Consider the following 15,983-nt stretch of genomic DNA (forward strand, 5'->3'; position numbering starts at 1 on the left):
CCTTCAGAAGCCCACGGCCTGCCCGTCCTTGCGCGGGTCGGATCCCGCCGAATAGCCGCCCGAAGGCAGCCGCTCCACCAGTTGCGCGCCGCCGAAGCCGAAGGCGCTGTCGGGGGCTTCGACAGAGATCTCGTGGCCGAGCCCCGCAAGGCGGGCGAGCGTGTCGGCCGGCAGCGACGTCTCGCAGGCCACCGCGTTGCCCTCCACGAAGCGCCAGCGCGGCGCGTCGGCGGCCGTTTGCACGTCCTGCCCCCAGAGCTGGGTGCGCAGCACCATCTGCACATGGCCCTGCGCCTGCATCGGGCCGCCCATGACGCCAAAGCTCATCCTCGGGGCGCCGTCGCGCATCAGGAAGCCCGGAATGATGGTGTGGAACGGCCGCTTGCCCGATCCCACCTCGTTGGGATGCCCGGGTTCGAGCTTGAAGCCCGCGCCGCGGTTCTGCAGGCTGATGCCGGTGCCCGGCACGACCACCCCGGACCCGAAGCCCGCGTAGTTCGACTGGATGAAGGACACCATCATCCCCGAGGCGTCGGCCGCCGTCAGGTAGACGGTGCCGCCCGCGCGCGGTGCGCCCGGCCCGTGCCGCTGCGCCCTGTCCCGGGACACGAGGCGGGCGCGCGCCTTCAGGTAGTCGGGATCGATCAGGTGGGCCGGCGTCACCTCGGTCATGTGACTGCTGTCGGCGACGTAGGCCTCGAGATCCGCGAAGGCGAGCTTGATGGCCTCGATCTGGAGGTGCAGCGCCAGCGGATCGTCGGCCTCGAGATCCTGAAGGCCGAGGTGGTCCAGCATCCCCAGCGCCATCAGCGCGGCGATGCCCTGGCCGTTGGGCGGGATCTCGTGCAGGACGCTGTCCCCGAACCCCGTGGAGAGCGTGCCGCACCACTCGGGGCGGTTGGCGGCGAGGTCCGCCTCGGTCAGGGCGGCGCCGTTCTCGCGGGCATGGGCGGCGATACGCTCGGCCAGTTCGCCCTCGTAGAAGGCGCGCCCCGAGGTCTCGGCGATCAGCTGAAGGCTGCGGGCCTGGTCGGGGTTGCGGAAACGCTCGCCCGCGCGCGGCGCTCGCCCGCCCGGCATGAACGCCTCCGCGAATCCCGGCTGCTCCGACAGGGTCTCGGCGCCGCGCTGCCAGAGCGCGCCGATCACCGGCGTGACGGTGAAGCCCGCCTCGGCGTAGGAGATCGCCGGCGCAAGCAGGATCGGCAGGTCGAGGGTGCCGAACCGCTCGGCCAGCGCGACCCAGGCCCCGATCGCGCCCGGCACGGTCACGCTGTCCCATCCGCGGAACGGCATCGCATCGCGGCCGCGGAACCGGTCGGGGCCCCAGGCCGCTGGCGACGCGCCCGACGCATTGAGGCCGTGCAGGGAGGTCCCGTCCCAAAGGATGCAGAAGGCGTCCGAGCCAAGGCCGTTGCCCGTCGGCTCGACCACCGTGAGCGCCGCCGCCGCAGCGATGGCCGCGTCCACGGCATTGCCGCCGCGCGCAAGCATCGACAGCCCCGCCTGCGCGGCGAGCGGATGCGAGGTTGCGACGACATTGTCGGCGAGGACGGGCGAGCGGCGGGACGCGTAAAGAGCATCATGGCGAAATGACATTAGGCGGGATCCTTGAATTCCTGGGTCTGTCTTCTGGATCGGAGGATGCCCCGCACCGCCCAGGCCACGGACAGAGCCGCCGCGGCGAGGAACAGCAGGCTGACCGGCCGGGTGACGAACAGCGTCCAGTCGTTGTCCGTCATCAGCGCCCGGCGCAGGTTGGTCTCGGCGATCGGCCCGAGGATCACCCCGAGGACCAGCGGCGCCAGCGGATAGTCGAGCGACTTGAGCGCATAGCCCAGCATGCCCACGGCCGCGAGCAGGTAGAGGTCCGTCACGCGGTTGTTCAGCGAGAAGGAGCCGACGACGCAGCACGTCAGGACCACGGGCACGACGACCCACTTGGGCACCTCGGCCACCCGCAGGAACAGGCGCATCGACAGCACGCAGACCACCAGCATCATCAGGCTCGAGACGGCCATGGCAAGGAACATGCCGTAGACGAGATCGGCATTGTCCATGATCAGGCGCGGGCCGACCGAGATCCCGTGCACCATCAGCGACGCCATCAGGATCGCGTCCACGGCCGATCCCGGAATGCCGAGCGCGATCAGAGGGATCAGGCCCCCGCCCGCAGTGGCCGAGTTCCCGGCCTCGGAGGCGACGACGCCGTCCGGCGTTCCGGTGCCGAATTTCTCGGGCGTCCTCGAGCTGCGCTTGGCCTGGTCGTAGGCGACGAGGTTCGCGATCGACCCCCCCGCCCCCGGCAGCGCGCCGATGCCCACGCCGATCAGCGAAGACCGGATCAGGTTGACCGGGCGCATCAGCACCTCGCGCATCACGCTCCAGGTGCGGAACTCGATGTTTCCGGTGATCAGGCGTTCGCCCTTCTTGATCGCCGATGCGTCCTCGACCTCCGAGGCGAGCTGCGAGATCGCGAAGATCCCGATCAGCACCACGAGGAACGGCAGACCCGCCGCCAGAAGCTCCAACCCCATGTCGAAGCGCGGACGGCCCATCATCGGGTCGGCCCCGATGGTGGCGATCGCAAGACCGATCAGCGCCGCGATCAGCCCGCGCTGAAGCGAATGCCCAACGAGGCTCGCCACGATGGTCAGCGCGAAGACGATGAGCGAGAAGTATTCCCACGGGCCAAGGCGCACCGCGAAGATCGCGAGCGGCGGGGCGGCCACGATCAGCACGGCCGTCGAGATGATCGTGCCGAAGAACGACGCCCAGACGCCGAGCGACAGCGCCCGCCCCGCCTCGCCGTTGCGCGACATGGGGAAAGCGTCGAAGGTCGTGGCGACGGAGGACGGCGTGCCCGGAATTCCCAGAAGCGCCGCCGAGATCAGGCCGCCGGTATAGCCGCCCACATAGACCGACAGCATCACCGCGATGCCCTGCAGCGGGTCCATCGTGAAGGTCAGCGGCAGCGTGAGCACGATGGCCATGGTCACGGTGAAGCCGGGGATGGCCGCGGCGATGATCCCCGCGATGGTGCCGATCACCATCATCAGGAGCGTCGCGGGCGACAGGACCTCGGCGGCGCCGAGCATGAAGGCGTCCATGCTCCTATCTCCCCCTGGGCAAGAATACGTTGAAGACTTCGGCGAACACCCAGTTCAGGCCGAACGAGAAGATCAGCGCGAGCGCGAGCGCGATGGCGAAGGCCGCGCGGGTCTTGGGCGCCAGCGTGACCTGCAGGACGATGAGAAACAGGAAGGTTGCGACCGGGTAGCCGATCACCGGCATCGTCGCGACGTAAAGGCCGAGCGCGCCGAAGACCGCGAAGACGAGGCGCTTGGCCCGCGCCCATTCCGCGACCTCGACGGCGAAGCGCGCGTAGGCGCTGGCCGGGATCTTGCGCAGCGACCCCGCGATCGACCCGATCAGCAGGACGATCAGCGCGCCGTGCACCAGCATCGGGAAGGCCCCCGCGCCTAGCACCTCGAAGCGCGAGGTCGGGATCGTGCGGGCCTCTAGAAAGAGGCCCGCCGATGCCGCGAGGAGCGCGACGTAGGAAAGGAGCCGGGCGATTTCGCCCGATCCTTCCGTCCGCGTGCGCCCGGGTGTCGCGCTCAAGGCGCGATGACCTGTGCGAGGCGCTCGACCGTCGCGCCCAGGTTGGACAGGTAGGTGGTGTAGGCCTCGCGTCCCCGGAACGCGACATCCGCGCCCGCATTGTTGATCTGCTCCACGTAGGTCGGATCCGCGGACAGTTCGGCCAGCGCCGCCTCGAGCGTCGCCTGCGCCTCCTCGGGGGCGCCCTTGGGCATCACGATGCCGCGCGTGATCGACAGGTCGAGATCCGCGCCCAGTTCCATGAAGGTCGGAACGTCGGGCGTCTGGGGCAGGCGCTCGGTCGCGCCGGTGGCGAGAAACACGAGGTCGCCGTTCTCGACGAACTGCAGCGAGGACGAGATGTCGCCGATGGCGAGGTCGAGGTTTCCGCCGACGAGGGCGCGGATACGCTCGCCCGTGCCTTCATAGCCGACGTAGCGCCACTCGATGTCATAGGCCTCGGCGATCATGGCGGCATGAAGATGCGGCACGCCGCCCAGCGTCACGCCGATGGTCAGCTCGCCCGGATTTGCCTGCGCGTATTCAACGAGGCCCTCCATCGTGTCGAAGGGCTGGTCGGCGGAGGCGACGAGATACTGCGGCGAGGCGGTCAGAAGGGCGATCGGCTCGAAGTCGTCCCACGCAAGCTCGGTCAGGCCGGTCGCGGTCGCCGCGAGGAGACCCTCGTGCACCTGGCTGATCGTGTAGCCGTCCGCGGCGCGGCGCGAGGCCTCGGTCAGGCCGACGGTGCCGCCCACGCCGGGGATGTTGATGACGGGCATCTCGGCGCCGAGGTAGGGGGTGACGTTGTTCGCGACGATCCGCATAAGCGTGTCGCTGCCGCCGCCGGGGCCCCACGGCACGATGAACTCGACAGGCTGGCTGGGGTATTCCTGAGCTGCGGCCGGCTGGACGAGGGTGGCGACTGCCAGCCCCAGTCCAGCGAGGCTCCGCGAGAATACGGTCATGAGAGAGTCTCCTTTCTGAGGGTGCCCACTCGATCCGGGCTGTCGAATGGTTAAGCGCGGAGAGACTCTTTCGAAAGCGAATGTTCTTTGCCTTTTGCTGAAGCAAATCTTAACAAAGACCGATGGACATGCGTCAGCTTCAAACCATTGTCGCCGTCGCGGACACCGGCAGCTTTGCCGCCGCGGCCAATCTCGTGAACCTCACGCCGTCCGCGGTAAGCCAACAGATTCAGGCGCTTGAGAACCACCTCGGGGTCGAGTTGTTCGACCGCAGGAAACGACCCCGCCAGCTCAATGCGAAGGGCGAGGAACTGGTCCGCGCGGCGCGCGAGGTCGTGCGGACGATGGCCGAGACCCGCATGGTGATTTCCGGGGGCAGGACGGCCGGCGTGCTCAGATTCGGGGCAATTCGCACAGTTTCCATGCAGCTTGTGCCCCGCGCCTTCGCCGAAATGCGGTCGATCTACCCCGATCTCTCCTTCGAACTGACCGTCGGCGTGTCGCAGGCGCTGATGTCGGACGTCGCCGCGGGACGCCTCGACGCCGCCATGGTCGCCGAGCATGTCGGCGTTCCCACCGGTCTTTCGTGGAGCACCGTGCTGACCGAGCCGCTGGTCCTGATCGCCCCCCCACGGGAGGGGCGGCGCAGCGACATCTCGCTCCTGCGCGATCTGCCCTTCGTCCGCTACGCCACCGACGTGCCGCTCGCGCGGCAGATCGACACCGAGCTGTCGCGCCTGTCGATCACGCCGAGACAGGTCGTCCTGACCAACACGATGCCCTCGGTCGTGGGCATGGTTCAGGCCGGCCTCGGGGTCGCCATCGTGCCCCAGATCGCCACCATCGATGCGGCGCCGGGCTCGCTGAACAGCAGGCCCTTCGGCAATGGCGCCATCGTCCGCCGCATCGGACTGGTGCAGCGGCAGGTCTCGTCGCGCTCGAAGGTGCTCGCGGGACTGCGCGAGGTGCTTGTCCGGCGCGCGATCGACATCGGGCTCGATCCCGGCGAGACACCCTGAGCGTCAGCCGGCATTCGCCCCGCGATCCGCGCCGAGACGCGCCGCCGCATCCGCGAAGACGTCCCCAGACGCACGCCCCGCATCGAGGCGGCACCACGCCACCTGCCCCGCGCCCGCCGCGATCTGCCGCTCCAGGACGGCGACGTCCGCGTCCGAGGCATCGCCGCGGCGCGCGCGAAGGCGCGCCCGCAGCACGGCGTCGGGCGCTTCCAGCCAGAACCCCACGAATGGCCGCCCGGCCCGCTTCGCCACGTCTTCGGCCCGCGCGCGCATCGCCGGGTCCAGGAACGTCGCGTCGAGGATGACCGAATGGCCCGCCGCAAGCAGCGTGGCGGCGCGCCCGAGCATCGCGAGGTAGACGGCCTCGCGCCGCTCGCGGGCGTAGGCGGCGCTGTCGAGGCGCGTCCCGGCGGGCCGTCCGGCCTTGCGTTCCAGGTCCGAGCCGAGAAGCACCGCCCCCGGCAGCGGGCCCGCCAGGGGGGCGAGCGCGCGCGCAAGCACGCTCTTGCCGCTGCCCGACAGGCCCCCGACCGCGACAAGCCGCGCGGGCACGGGATCTAGCGCGGCGCAGGCGAGATCCAGGTAGTCCGCGACCTCGGGCGCCGACGTGCCGGGGCATCCGCGCGCGGCGTCCGTCTGCAAGAGCACCATCGCCCGGATCGCGGCGCGCACCGACAGGAACAGGGGCAGCGCGGCAAGGCCCCCGTCCTCGGTGCCGCGCGCCGCGCGAAGCCACGCATCGAGCACCCTGCAGGCCTGCCGACGCAGGCCGCGATGGCACAGGTCCATGACGAGGAATGCGATGTCGTAGAGCACGTCGCAGGTGCCCAGCGTCTCGTCGAATTCGAGCGCGTCATAAAGAACCGGCCGCCCGTCGATCAGCACCAGGTTGCGCAGATGCAGATCCCCATGGGCGCGGCGCAGGTGCCCGTCACGGGCGCGGGCGTCCAGAAGCGCGCCGTTGGCCCGCAGCCGCGCGGCGACGGCCCCCTGCCATGCCGCAAGCCGCCCGGTCCCGGCGGCCCCCTCGAACCCGGCGAAAACGCGCCCAAGTTCCGCGAGGATGTCGGCCAGAAGCGCCCTGCCGCCGCGCAGGACCGCCGGGGCCTTGGCATGATAGGCCGCGACGGCCTCGCCGATGGAGGTCGCGAGCCGGTCGTCGAGCTCTCCGCGGGCCACGACGCGCTCCAGCTCGTTCTCCGCGGGGAAGCGCCACATCCGCAGGACCCAGTCGACGACCGCCCCCGCGCCGCCCAGCTCCAGCCCCGCCTCGCCGCGCGTGACCGGCAGCATGTCGCGATAGATCTCGGGCGCGGCGGGGCGGTTGAGCTCCAGTTCGCGCGCCACGAGCTTCCTGCGCAGCGCGACCGTGCTCAGGTCCATGTAGTCGTATTTCACCTCGCGCTTCAGCTTGAGCGCCGTGTCCCCGCACAGGAAAACGTAGGCGCCGTGGGTCTCGATGACCTCAACGGGCCCGCCGCCGGGAAAGGCCCGGCCGGAGGCAAGGAAGGCGACGGTTTTGGCTTGCGTCATGTGCTGTTCCGGGGCTGTGGCCTCAGGGTCCCGCCACCGACCGGCCGGTGGCAATGATCTCGGTCAATCCTGCCGCCGGGCGGGGACCCGGCGCCGGGTCGGCCCAACCGAAGCCGCACCCCTGCCAGCGCGCCTCAGCGCGCGCCAAGCTCCCCCTTGCGCATCGCTTCCGGCTCCAGAAGCCGCGTCGCCATCACGACGTGGTCCCGCGTCGTCTTGCGCCACTTGAGGGGCGTCGGCACGACCGCGTCCCGGAAATGGTCGGCGGCGATGCGCGCGCGCGTCAGGCAAGACACCGCGCCGTAGGCCGTCAAGAGACGGGGCGAGGGCCGCGCGACCTGCTGCGACAGCGCGGCAAGCAGGCGCTCGCGGATCCACCCTGCCCCCAGAAGCGCACATTCCAGCCCGAGCGCGTTCACCTCGTGGAACGGGTTCATGACCCGGAGCCCGTGGTCGATCTCGAGGCGGTCGAACACGACGGGCGGATCGCCAAGGCAGACGTGCTCGGCCCGAAGATCGCCGTGCCCCTCCACGATCAGCCCGGTTTCGCCCCGCTCGAGGATCTCGTCACGGCAGAGCCGGATCGCGCGCTCGGCCGCATCGAGGACCCGCGCGGGCGCATCCATGCCGATGGCCGGCGCCATGTCGCGCAGGTGCCGCCGCGCGATCCGGATGTCACCCCGAAGCCGGTCGTGGAAGATGCGCGCGCCGTCGGCTTCGGGGGGACGTTCGCGGTAGAACCGCACGAGGAGGTCGCAGGCGCGGCCGATCTCCTCGCCGCTCGGCGGGGGCCCGCGCAGCAGGCGGCGATCAAGCATGTCCCCGGCCGGCAGGCGCACCGTCTCCACCAGCCAGTCGACCACGCGCCCCTGGCCGCCAACCGCGAGACCGCCACCGTCGCGCTGCACCAGGGGCGTCATGCCGCGGTAGACGTGGCCCGGCATCTCGCTGTTCACGCGCAACTCCGCACGGCAGAGCCGCTCGCGCGCCTGAAGCCTGCGCTGGTCGACATGGACGAGCCGCACGGGCTTGCGCAGCTTCCATGCCCGGTCACGGGTCAGGAAAACGAGCGAGGCGTGGGTTTCGACGCAGTCGGGGCGGGGCTCGCCCGGCCAGGCCGCGCCGCTTTCCAGGAACGCGCGCTTCTCGGCAAGCGTGGGCCGGCCGCCGCCGTCCCCGTCGCCCTCCGCCACGGCCAGGGGCCTATTCCCAGAGCTCCCGGATCGGTTTGCGCATGGCGTTCTTCACCTGCTCGAACTCGCCCCACGAGACGTGCCGGCGCAGCAGGTCGAACACCGCCGACACCGCGCGTTCGGGATCCTCCAGCGGCTCCTTGCGAAAGCGCGCCTCGACGCGGGCGAGGAAATCGGCCTTGTTGCGGGGCCTTGCAGGCGTGCGCGAGGGATCCCAGCCATCGAAGAACACGCCCCGCACCAGCAGCGGAAGCTGCGCCGAAAGGTCGGCAGCCTCATCGACGGACAGGAAGTCGCGCACCGCGTGCAGGGTCTCGCACAGCAGCAGGTAGGCGCGCGCCTTTTCCCAGCCGAGGTCCGCGCACAGCTCGTTGAGCCATTCGGCAAAGACCTGCGGAGCGTGGTCGATCGCGGAAATGCCAGTCGTGGCCATTGGATCACCTTCGTTGCGGACGAAAGACGCGCGCCAACCTTCCCGCAGAAGGGCGGCCTGCGCATTGACGGCAATCAATGCCGCGCCCGCGCGCATCGGGAACACCCGTGGCATGCTGGTCTTCGCGCTCAAGGGCTCTGCCGCGCTCGGCGACCGCGTCGCGGCCTGCGGCGGTCTGCAGCTCGCGCCGCACGAGGAACGCGAGTTCGACGGCGGCGAGCACAAGGCCCGGCCCCTCGTGGATGTGGCCGGGCAGGATGTCGTCGTGCTGCAGTCCCTGCACGGCTGCGACCGCGCCTCCGCGAACGACAAGCTCCTGCGGCTTCTGTTCTTCGTGGGGGCCTGCCGCGATCACGGCGCGCGGCGCGTCACCGCCGTCGCGCCCTACCTCGCCTATTCGCGCAAGGACCGGCGCACGAAGCCCCAGGACCCGGTGACCGCGCGCTACGTCGCGCAGCTTTTCGAGGCCGTGGGCGCTTCGGCGGTGGTGACGCTCGAGGTCCACAACCTCGCGGCCTTCGAGAACGCCTTTCGATGCCCGACGCTGCACCTGTCCACGGACGGGCTTTTCGCCGATCACATCGCCGCCGGGCTCGCGGGGCCCGGTGCGAAGCTGCCGCCGGCCGTGGTCTCGCCCGATCTTGGCGGCGTCAAGCGCGCCCAGCTTCTGCGCGAGGCGCTGGAGGCGCGGACGGGCGTCGCGGTACCCTTCGGCTTCATGGAGAAGCGGCGCAGCGCGGGCGTCGTGTCGGGAACGCTTTTCGCGGGCGAGGTGGCGGGCTGCGCCGTCTACATCGTGGACGACATGATCTGCGGCGGCGGCACGATCCTGCGGGCGGCGAAAGCCGCGCGCGCACATGGCGCGGCCGAGGTCCACGCTCTCGCCGCGCACGGGCTGATGACGGATGCGGCGCTCGAGGTCCTGTCGCGGAGCGCGCTCCTCGACAGCATCGCCATCAGCGACGGCGTGGAGCCGTGCCCCGCCTTCGGCGCGGCGCTTGGCGCGCGGCTGCGCATCGTGACCTGCGCGCCGCTGCTGGCAGAGGCCCTCGCGCGCCTGCACCCGCCCCCCGGCACCGGCCCCGCAGCGCGCGGGGGGTCCGCTTGACGGCCGTCAATGAACCCTCGGCCGGGATGACGCAGACTTCCGACCATCACCCCTGAAGCGAGGGAACCCCGACATGGACATCGCATCTGCAATGCACCGCAAGGCCGACTGGGCCGAGGCAGACACGCCCGTCAGCGAGATCGCGAAGATCATGGAGAAGGACGATATCGGCGCGATCCCGATCGGAAAGGACGACCGGCTGATCGGAATGGTCACGGATCGCGACATCGCACTGCGCGTCGTGGCCGCGGGGCGCGACCCCGAAAAGACCACCGCGCAAGAGATCATGACCGAGGGGATCGTCTACTGCCGCACGGCCGAGACGGTCGAGGACGCGATCCACCTCATGGACCAGCGCAAGATCCGGCGGCTTCCGGTCATCGACGACAACAAGCGGCTCGTGGGGATGCTCAGCCTCGGCGACATATCGCACGCCGTCAGCCGGGAACTGTCCGGCGAGCTTCTGCACGCGGTTGCCGACCACCATGGCTGAGGCCGCGCGCGAACCGCCAAGGTAGGAAAGACCATGACCAGACACGCTGTCGCGACGGTCCTGACGGCGCTGACGATCCTGTCGGGCTGCGAGGATCTCACACCCCAGCAGCGCACCGTGGTCGGCATCACGGCGGGCGCCGCCGTCGGCCTGATCACCGCCGAGGCGCTCGAGGCCGACGACGACTGGCGCCTGATCGCGGCCCTCGCGGGGGCGGCCGCAGGCACGATCGTCGCTCAGAACTCGGCCGACGACAGGTGCGCCTACTCGCGGGGCGACGCGACCTTCTACATCATGCCCTGCCCTTGATCGCCGCCACGCGGAGCCCGTCATGCAGACCGAACCGATCATCTCCTACCACAACATCGACCACTCGCCGGCCGTCGACGAGCTGGTGCAGCGGCGCATCGCGCTGCTGGAACGCCGCGACGAGCGCATCACCGGCTGCGAGGTCACGATGGAGGCGCCGCAGAAGCGCAAGCGCCATGGCCGGGTCTTCAAGGTCCGGCTGAACGTCCACCTGCCGGGACCGGATGTCTCGGTCGCGCGCGAGGTGGCGCAGGGAAGCGCGCAGGAGGACCTGATCCTCGCCGTGAACCGTGCCTTCACAGCGGCAGAGAAGGCGTTGAAAAAACGCAAGAAAGTGATGGGCGGAGTCGAGGTGAAGCATCACGCGCCGATCCTGCACGGCGAGATCGCCGAACTGGAGCCCGAGCTTGGCTACGGCTGGGTCACGGCTGACGACGGGCGGCGCGTCTACTTCCAGCGCGACAGCCTGACCTCGGACCAGTGGGAGCTTCTCGAAAAGGGCACCCGCATCCGGTTCCGGGAGATGGAGGGCGAAAAGGGCCCCTACGCCACCGCCGTCACCATCGCCGGGTGACCCCGCGCTCAGCCGGCACGCAGGCCGCGCGACATTCCCCCCAGCGCGTCGGGAACGCACTCGCACTCCTCCTCGCCAGCCCGCTCCGCAAGCGCCTGCCGGTCGCGCACGAGGATGCGGCCGGGATCGAGGATCTCGATGTCGCCAAGGTCCTGCAACCGGTGCAACGCGCGCGAGATCGACTCGGGCCGCGTGCCCAGAAGGTGCGACAGGTCGGTGCGGCTGATCGGTATCCTGACCTCCACCCCTTCGCCCGCAGGCGCAAGCACGTCGCCGACCGCCGAGAACCGCGCGCACATCAGGTTGAGAAATCCCGCGACCCGGTTCGCGATCTTCTGGTTGGACAGGATCACCATCCACTCCCGCGCGCGGTCGAGCTCGTCGAGCACGTTCAACAGCACGGCCCGGTCGAGGTCGGGCGAGCGCATCAGGAGGGACTCGAACGGCGCGCGGGCGAACGAGCAGTACTCGGCATCGACCGCCGCCTCGACCGAGTAGCCGGTCGGCCCGCCGAAAACCCGGCCGAACACGTCTCCCTCCACGAGAAGCCCGACGATATGCTGCCGCCCGTCGGCAAGCGTCTTCTGCATCCTCAGAACGCCCGAAACGACGAGGCCCACGACGTCCGCCGCCTCGTTCTCCTGCAGGACGGTCTGACCCGCCCGGAAGCGCCGCAGGAGGCACATCGACATCAGCGCGTCGCGCGTGTCGGGCCGCAGCTCAGAAAAGATGCCAGAACGTGTCACGCGCTCGCGCGTGGCGGTGCAGCCTTGCCCCATCATGCCCTCTCAGCCTCGCCTGCGTAGCTGGACCGGGCGGACGCCCGATCCCGCCTGCCAACTGTTGGCGTGAAAAATGGTTCCAGCCGCAATGACATCATCGCCACGCACGCGGCGCGTTAACCGCCATCAATGAGGCGAAGCCTGGAATCGGCTCAAATCATCGCAGGGACGACGACAATGGAGGCGACATGGCACTCCCGAAGACCTGGGCCCTCGTGACCAACGGCGTTCGCGCGCGCATCCTGCGCGGGCTCGACGGGAGTGGCGGCGGCGAGGAACCGATCGAGCTTCACAGCAAGGCCGCGTCGACCCATCTGGGCGAGATCATGGCGGATCAGGCCGGGCGCAGTTTCGCCTCCGACGCCAGCGGAAGGCGCTCGGCGATGGAGCCGGGGTCCGACCCTGTGCAGCGCACCATGCAGGATTTCGCGCGCGAGATCCTCGACAGCCTCGAGGCGCACCGCCACGAGGGGCGGCTGGGCCGCCTCGCGATATTCGCCGCGCCGAGGATGCTGGGCATCCTGCGCCACGAAATGCCCGCGTCGCTGGGCGAGACCGTTGTGCTCGAACGCGATCTCAACATCGTCAACCTGCCCGACGCCGAGCTGAGGGATGCGGTCACCGAGGCGCTCGGCCAGGGGTCTCTGAAATGACGTTCGTCCCGGCCGCCGACACGCTTCGGGGCGCGCTGCGGCCGGACGGCGGCAGCATCGGGGGCCGGTCCTGCGAGGGATGCGCGCTCCGCGGCGCGGAGCTGTGCCGCGCGATGCGCGACGACGGCTCCACCGGCGCAGGCAGGCCCGCGGTGCGTACCTTTCCGCGCGGCAGGCAGATCCTCGAACAGGGCGGGCAACCCGGGTTTCTGGGCGTGATCCGCAAGGGCTACGTCCGCCGCTCGACCATCAGGCTCAGCGGCAAGCGCATCCTGCTCGGCCTCGCCGTGCCGGGCGACCTCGTGGGCGCATTGGCGGGAGAGGCCTCCGTCTGCGGCCTGGAGGCGGCCACGGACGTCGAGATCTGCCTCTACGACAGCGCGGGCGTCAGCCGGCGGATGCGGCACGACCCGCGGATCCGGCAGCTGGTGCTGCGCGAGGTCGACCACCTTCACCAGAGCCTCCTCGAGGCGCTCTGGCGCTACGGCACACTGACCAGCCGCGAGCGGATCATCGCGTTCCTCGTCTCGGCGGCCTCGATCATGCCGGTGGAGCCGTTGCCCGACGGGGCCCTCGTCCTGACGATGGAGATCGACCGGCGCGACTGGGCGGACCTGACCAACACGGCGGTCGAGACGATCAGCCGGACCCTGCGCTATCTCGAGGAGAAGGACCTCCTGACGAGCCTTTCACCCTACCGGTTCCGGATCCGCGACCTCGACCGGCTGGCGCTTCTTGCGGGCGTGGAGCCGCCGGGGCGCGAGGCGGAGGGGCGCGTGGCTTCCGGGCCGCCGGCATCGCCCGCCGCGACGGCGGACCCCCGGCGGCCGATGACGGCGATCAATGCTCCGACCGGGGCGCGAGGATAGACTGCCCCGCGTCACGATAGGCCCGGCCGCGCTCCTGCGCGGTCTTGTTCGAAGGGAGACGCAAGGATGACCAGCAAGACATCGGAGATCGAGGTTCAGAAGGAAGCGGCGCCGGCAGCTAGCGAAGGCTGGCCGCCCATTCTTTCGCTCAGGAACGAGATCGACCGGCTGTTCGACGATTTCAGCGCGGGTTTCTGGCGGCGGCCGCTGTCGCGCAGGATGCAGTCGCTGCTGCCCGCCGAGGGCGCATGGGCGCTGCAGCCCGCGACCGAGCTTGTCAAATGCGACGGCGAATACCGCATCACGGCCGAGCTGCCCGGAATGGCCGCCGAGGACATCGACATCAAGCTGAGCGACGGGACCATCACGATCCATGGCGAGAAGTCGGAGGAAAGGAAGGAAGAGAAGGAGGACTACCTCCTGAGCGAGCGCCGCTACGGCGAGTTCCATCGCACGCTGTCCCTTCCCCCCGGCATCGACGCAGGCGCCGTGTCGGCCAGCTTTGCCAACGGCGTCCTGACAGTGACCCTGCCCAAGAGCGCCGAGGCGAAGGAGAAGGAACGCAAGGTCGAGGTCCAGTCCGCGGCCTGAACGCGGACGGCCGAACGAGGCTCCCGGCGCCTCCGGCTCCGGCGGAGGTGCAACTGGCCCCGGCAGCACGCTCCGGCCTGTCCCCGGTCCGAAGTCTGCCGGGGCTCTTTGCGGCGCGGCCCCGCCCGCGCGGGCCCTGCCCCGCCGCAGCCCGCCCGTTGACCGCGGTCATCGACAGCGCAGCGCGGCGGCGCATCCTGTCGGGGCCGCGACCATCGGGAGACCGACATGGCCTACAAGAAACTCCTTTTCCGGTCAGAGGCGCGCGAGGCGCTGCTCAAGGGGACCCGCGCGCTTGCCGATGCGGTGCGCATCACGCTGGGTCCGCGCTCGAAGTCGGTCTTCATCCAGAAAAGCTACGGCGCGCCGGTGGTCTGCGACGACGGCGTCACGATCGCCAAGGAATTCCGCCTGAAGGAGTCCGAGCAGGACATGGGCGCGCAGCTTCTCCGGCAGGCGGCGGAACGCACGGGCGACGCCGTCGGCGACGGCACCACGACCTCCACCATCCTCGCCCACGCGCTGTTCTCCGAGGGGGTGCGCAACGTGGCCGCGGGCGCCTCGGGGGTGGAGTTGCGCCGCGGCTTCGAGGACGGCCTCGCCGCCGCGGTCGAAAGCCTGCGCGCCCTGTCGCGGCCGGTTCAGTCGCGAAAGGAGAAGGGACAGGTCGCCGCGCTGTCGGCCCACGGCAACGAGGCGATCGGCGAAATGGTCGCCGAGGCGATGGAGAAGGTGGGCGACGAAGGGGCCATCATGGTCGAGGATTCCCGCACCACCGAAACCGTCCTCGAGGTCGTGGAGGGCCTGCAGTTCGATCGCGGCTACATCTCTCCCTACTTCGTCACCGACGCCGAGACGCTGACCGCGCGGCTCGACGAGCCGCTCATCCTGCTGCACGAGCGCAAGCTGAGCGGCCTGCGCCCCCTCGTGCCGCTTCTGGAGGCAGTGATGCAGGCGGGGCGGTCCCTGCTGATCGTGGCCGAGGATCTGGACGACGAGGCGCTCGCGACGCTCGTGGTGAACAGGCCTCGCGGCACGCTCAAGGTCGTCGCCGTCAAGGCGCCGGGCTTCGGGGACAGGCGGCGCGCCATGCTCGAGGACATCGCCGTGCTCACCGGCTGCCGCCCCGTTTCGCCCGACCTCGGGATCGACATCGAGAAGCTGGGGATCGACGACCTCGGCCGCGCGGCCTCCGTCAGGGCCGACCGCGAGACGACGACGATCGTGGGCGGCGCGGGCGACCCGGAGCGGATCGAGGCGCGGATCGCGCAGATCCGCCTTCAGCTCGACGAGAGCACCTCGGACTACGACCGCGAGAAGCTCCGCGAGCGCCTCGCCAAGCTGTCGGGCGGCGTCGCCGTGATCCGTGCGGGCGCGGCCACGGAAGCCGAGCTGAAGTCCCGCAAGGAAGCGCTGGACGACGCGATCAACGCGACCAAGGCCGCCGTCGCCGAGGGCGTGGTGCCGGGCGGGGGCCTTGCGCTGGTGCGGGCCATCGGCGCCGTTGAAGCCGCCGCGGAGGCTCGCGAAGGCGACCGGCGCACCGGCGTCTCGTGCCTTGCGCGCGCGCTCGCCGAGCCTGCCCGCCAGATCGCCGAGAATTCCGCGATGGATGGCGGCGTGGTGCTGGCGGAGATGAAGAAGGGCACGGGCGCGCGCGGCTTCGACGCGGCGCGCAACGTCTACTGCGACCTGCTGGAGGCCGGGATCATCGACCCGACAAAGGTGGTGCGCATCGCGCTGGAGAACGCCGTGTCCGTGGCCGGCACGCTCCTCCTGACGGAGGCCACGATGGCCGAGATCCCCGAGGACGAGGACAGGCCCGCACCGGCGCCGCTCGACACCTATGCCTGAG

General features: G+C 70.3%; 17 protein-coding genes. 9 read left to right on the plus strand and 8 right to left on the minus strand.

Annotated features, from left to right (window positions below; translation table 11 throughout):
* Window positions 1–3 precede the first annotated feature (3 nt).
* From P6F26_RS08280 to P6F26_RS08295, 4 genes are read right to left on the minus strand one after another with little or no spacing between them, the layout of a single operon-like run.
* The gene (locus P6F26_RS08280; protein ID WP_278028197.1) at window positions 4–1,599 is read right to left on the minus strand and encodes a gamma-glutamyltransferase family protein; all 1,596 of its coding nucleotides are present in this window, start codon (window positions 1,597–1,599) and stop codon (window positions 4–6) included.
* Window positions 1,599–3,110 (minus strand): tripartite tricarboxylate transporter permease, encoded by a 1,512-nt coding sequence (locus P6F26_RS08285; protein ID WP_278028198.1) that lies wholly within the window; start codon window positions 3,108–3,110, stop codon window positions 1,599–1,601. Before P6F26_RS08285 ends, P6F26_RS08280 begins: the two co-directional genes overlap by 1 nt.
* Window positions 3,111–3,114: 4 nt before the next feature.
* On the minus strand, window positions 3,115–3,624 hold the full coding sequence (locus P6F26_RS08290) for a tripartite tricarboxylate transporter TctB family protein (RefSeq protein ID WP_278028199.1): 510 nt from the start codon (window positions 3,622–3,624) through the stop codon (window positions 3,115–3,117).
* Window positions 3,621–4,571 carry a Bug family tripartite tricarboxylate transporter substrate binding protein gene (locus P6F26_RS08295; RefSeq protein WP_278028200.1) on the minus strand — a complete coding sequence of 317 codons (951 nt, stop codon included), beginning with the start codon at window positions 4,569–4,571 and terminating at the stop codon, window positions 3,621–3,623. Before P6F26_RS08295 ends, P6F26_RS08290 begins: the two co-directional genes overlap by 4 nt.
* A gap of 128 nt (window positions 4,572–4,699) precedes the next feature.
* Between P6F26_RS08295 and P6F26_RS08300 the strand changes: the two genes are divergently transcribed.
* On the plus strand, window positions 4,700–5,590 hold the full coding sequence (locus P6F26_RS08300; protein ID WP_278028201.1) for a LysR family transcriptional regulator: 891 nt from the start codon (window positions 4,700–4,702) through the stop codon (window positions 5,588–5,590).
* Between the two features lie 3 nt (window positions 5,591–5,593).
* On the opposite strand, the gene P6F26_RS08305 is transcribed toward P6F26_RS08300, so the two are convergent.
* The 3 genes from P6F26_RS08305 to P6F26_RS08315 all read right to left on the minus strand — a co-directional run bounded on the left by P6F26_RS08305 (window position 5,594) and on the right by P6F26_RS08315 (window position 8,845).
* Complete coding sequence (locus P6F26_RS08305) at window positions 5,594–7,123, minus strand: bifunctional aminoglycoside phosphotransferase/ATP-binding protein (protein WP_278028202.1); 1,530 nt, start codon at window positions 7,121–7,123, stop codon at window positions 5,594–5,596.
* A gap of 134 nt (window positions 7,124–7,257) precedes the next feature.
* Entirely contained in the window at window positions 7,258–8,316 is a 1,059-nt protein-coding gene (locus tag P6F26_RS08310; protein ID WP_278028203.1) for a hypothetical protein, read from the minus strand.
* A 10-nt stretch (window positions 8,317–8,326) separates the two neighbouring features.
* On the minus strand, window positions 8,327–8,845 hold the full coding sequence (locus P6F26_RS08315) for a DUF2267 domain-containing protein (RefSeq protein ID WP_278028204.1): 519 nt from the start codon (window positions 8,843–8,845) through the stop codon (window positions 8,327–8,329).
* Window positions 8,846–8,861: 16 nt separating this feature from the next.
* On the opposite strand from P6F26_RS08315, the gene P6F26_RS08320 reads away from it, so the two are divergent.
* From P6F26_RS08320 to P6F26_RS08335, 4 genes are all read left to right on the plus strand, one after another.
* A complete protein-coding gene (locus P6F26_RS08320) occupies window positions 8,862–9,857 on the plus strand; it encodes a ribose-phosphate diphosphokinase (RefSeq protein ID WP_278028205.1) in 996 nt (331 codons plus the stop codon).
* Between the two features lie 73 nt (window positions 9,858–9,930).
* Window positions 9,931–10,350 carry a CBS domain-containing protein gene (locus P6F26_RS08325; RefSeq protein ID WP_278028206.1) on the plus strand — a complete coding sequence of 140 codons (420 nt, stop codon included), beginning with the start codon at window positions 9,931–9,933 and terminating at the stop codon, window positions 10,348–10,350.
* 33 nt (window positions 10,351–10,383) lie between these two features.
* Window positions 10,384–10,659, plus strand: coding sequence for a YMGG-like glycine zipper-containing protein (locus P6F26_RS08330; RefSeq protein WP_278028207.1), 276 nt, complete (start codon window positions 10,384–10,386; stop codon window positions 10,657–10,659).
* Window positions 10,660–10,681: 22 nt separating this feature from the next.
* Window positions 10,682–11,233: an HPF/RaiA family ribosome-associated protein gene (locus tag P6F26_RS08335; RefSeq protein WP_278028208.1), complete on the plus strand. Its 552-nt coding sequence runs from the start codon at window positions 10,682–10,684 to the stop codon at window positions 11,231–11,233.
* A gap of 8 nt (window positions 11,234–11,241) precedes the next feature.
* Here P6F26_RS08335 and P6F26_RS08340 read toward each other — a convergent pair whose 3' ends face one another.
* Window positions 11,242–12,015 carry a Crp/Fnr family transcriptional regulator gene (locus P6F26_RS08340; RefSeq protein WP_278028209.1) on the minus strand — a complete coding sequence of 258 codons (774 nt, stop codon included), beginning with the start codon at window positions 12,013–12,015 and terminating at the stop codon, window positions 11,242–11,244.
* 188 nt (window positions 12,016–12,203) lie between these two features.
* On the opposite strand from P6F26_RS08340, the gene P6F26_RS08345 reads away from it, so the two are divergent.
* The 4 genes from P6F26_RS08345 to groL all read left to right on the plus strand — a co-directional run bounded on the left by P6F26_RS08345 (window position 12,204) and on the right by groL (window position 15,982).
* Window positions 12,204–12,668 (plus strand): host attachment protein, encoded by a 465-nt coding sequence (locus tag P6F26_RS08345; RefSeq protein ID WP_278028210.1) that lies wholly within the window; start codon window positions 12,204–12,206, stop codon window positions 12,666–12,668.
* Window positions 12,665–13,537 (plus strand): Crp/Fnr family transcriptional regulator, encoded by an 873-nt coding sequence (locus tag P6F26_RS08350; protein WP_278028211.1) that lies wholly within the window; start codon window positions 12,665–12,667, stop codon window positions 13,535–13,537. Before P6F26_RS08345 ends, P6F26_RS08350 begins: the two co-directional genes overlap by 4 nt.
* A 66-nt stretch (window positions 13,538–13,603) precedes the next feature.
* Window positions 13,604–14,128 (plus strand): Hsp20/alpha crystallin family protein, encoded by a 525-nt coding sequence (locus P6F26_RS08355; RefSeq protein ID WP_278028212.1) that lies wholly within the window; start codon window positions 13,604–13,606, stop codon window positions 14,126–14,128.
* Between the two features lie 228 nt (window positions 14,129–14,356).
* On the plus strand, window positions 14,357–15,982 hold the full coding sequence (gene groL, locus P6F26_RS08360) for a chaperonin GroEL (RefSeq protein ID WP_278028213.1): 1,626 nt from the start codon (window positions 14,357–14,359) through the stop codon (window positions 15,980–15,982).
* The last annotated feature ends 1 nt before the right edge of the window (window position 15,983 follow it).

The sequence above is a fragment of the Roseicyclus salinarum genome (assembly GCF_029624655.1).
Taxonomy (GTDB): domain Bacteria; phylum Pseudomonadota; class Alphaproteobacteria; order Rhodobacterales; family Rhodobacteraceae; genus Roseibacterium; species Roseibacterium salinarum.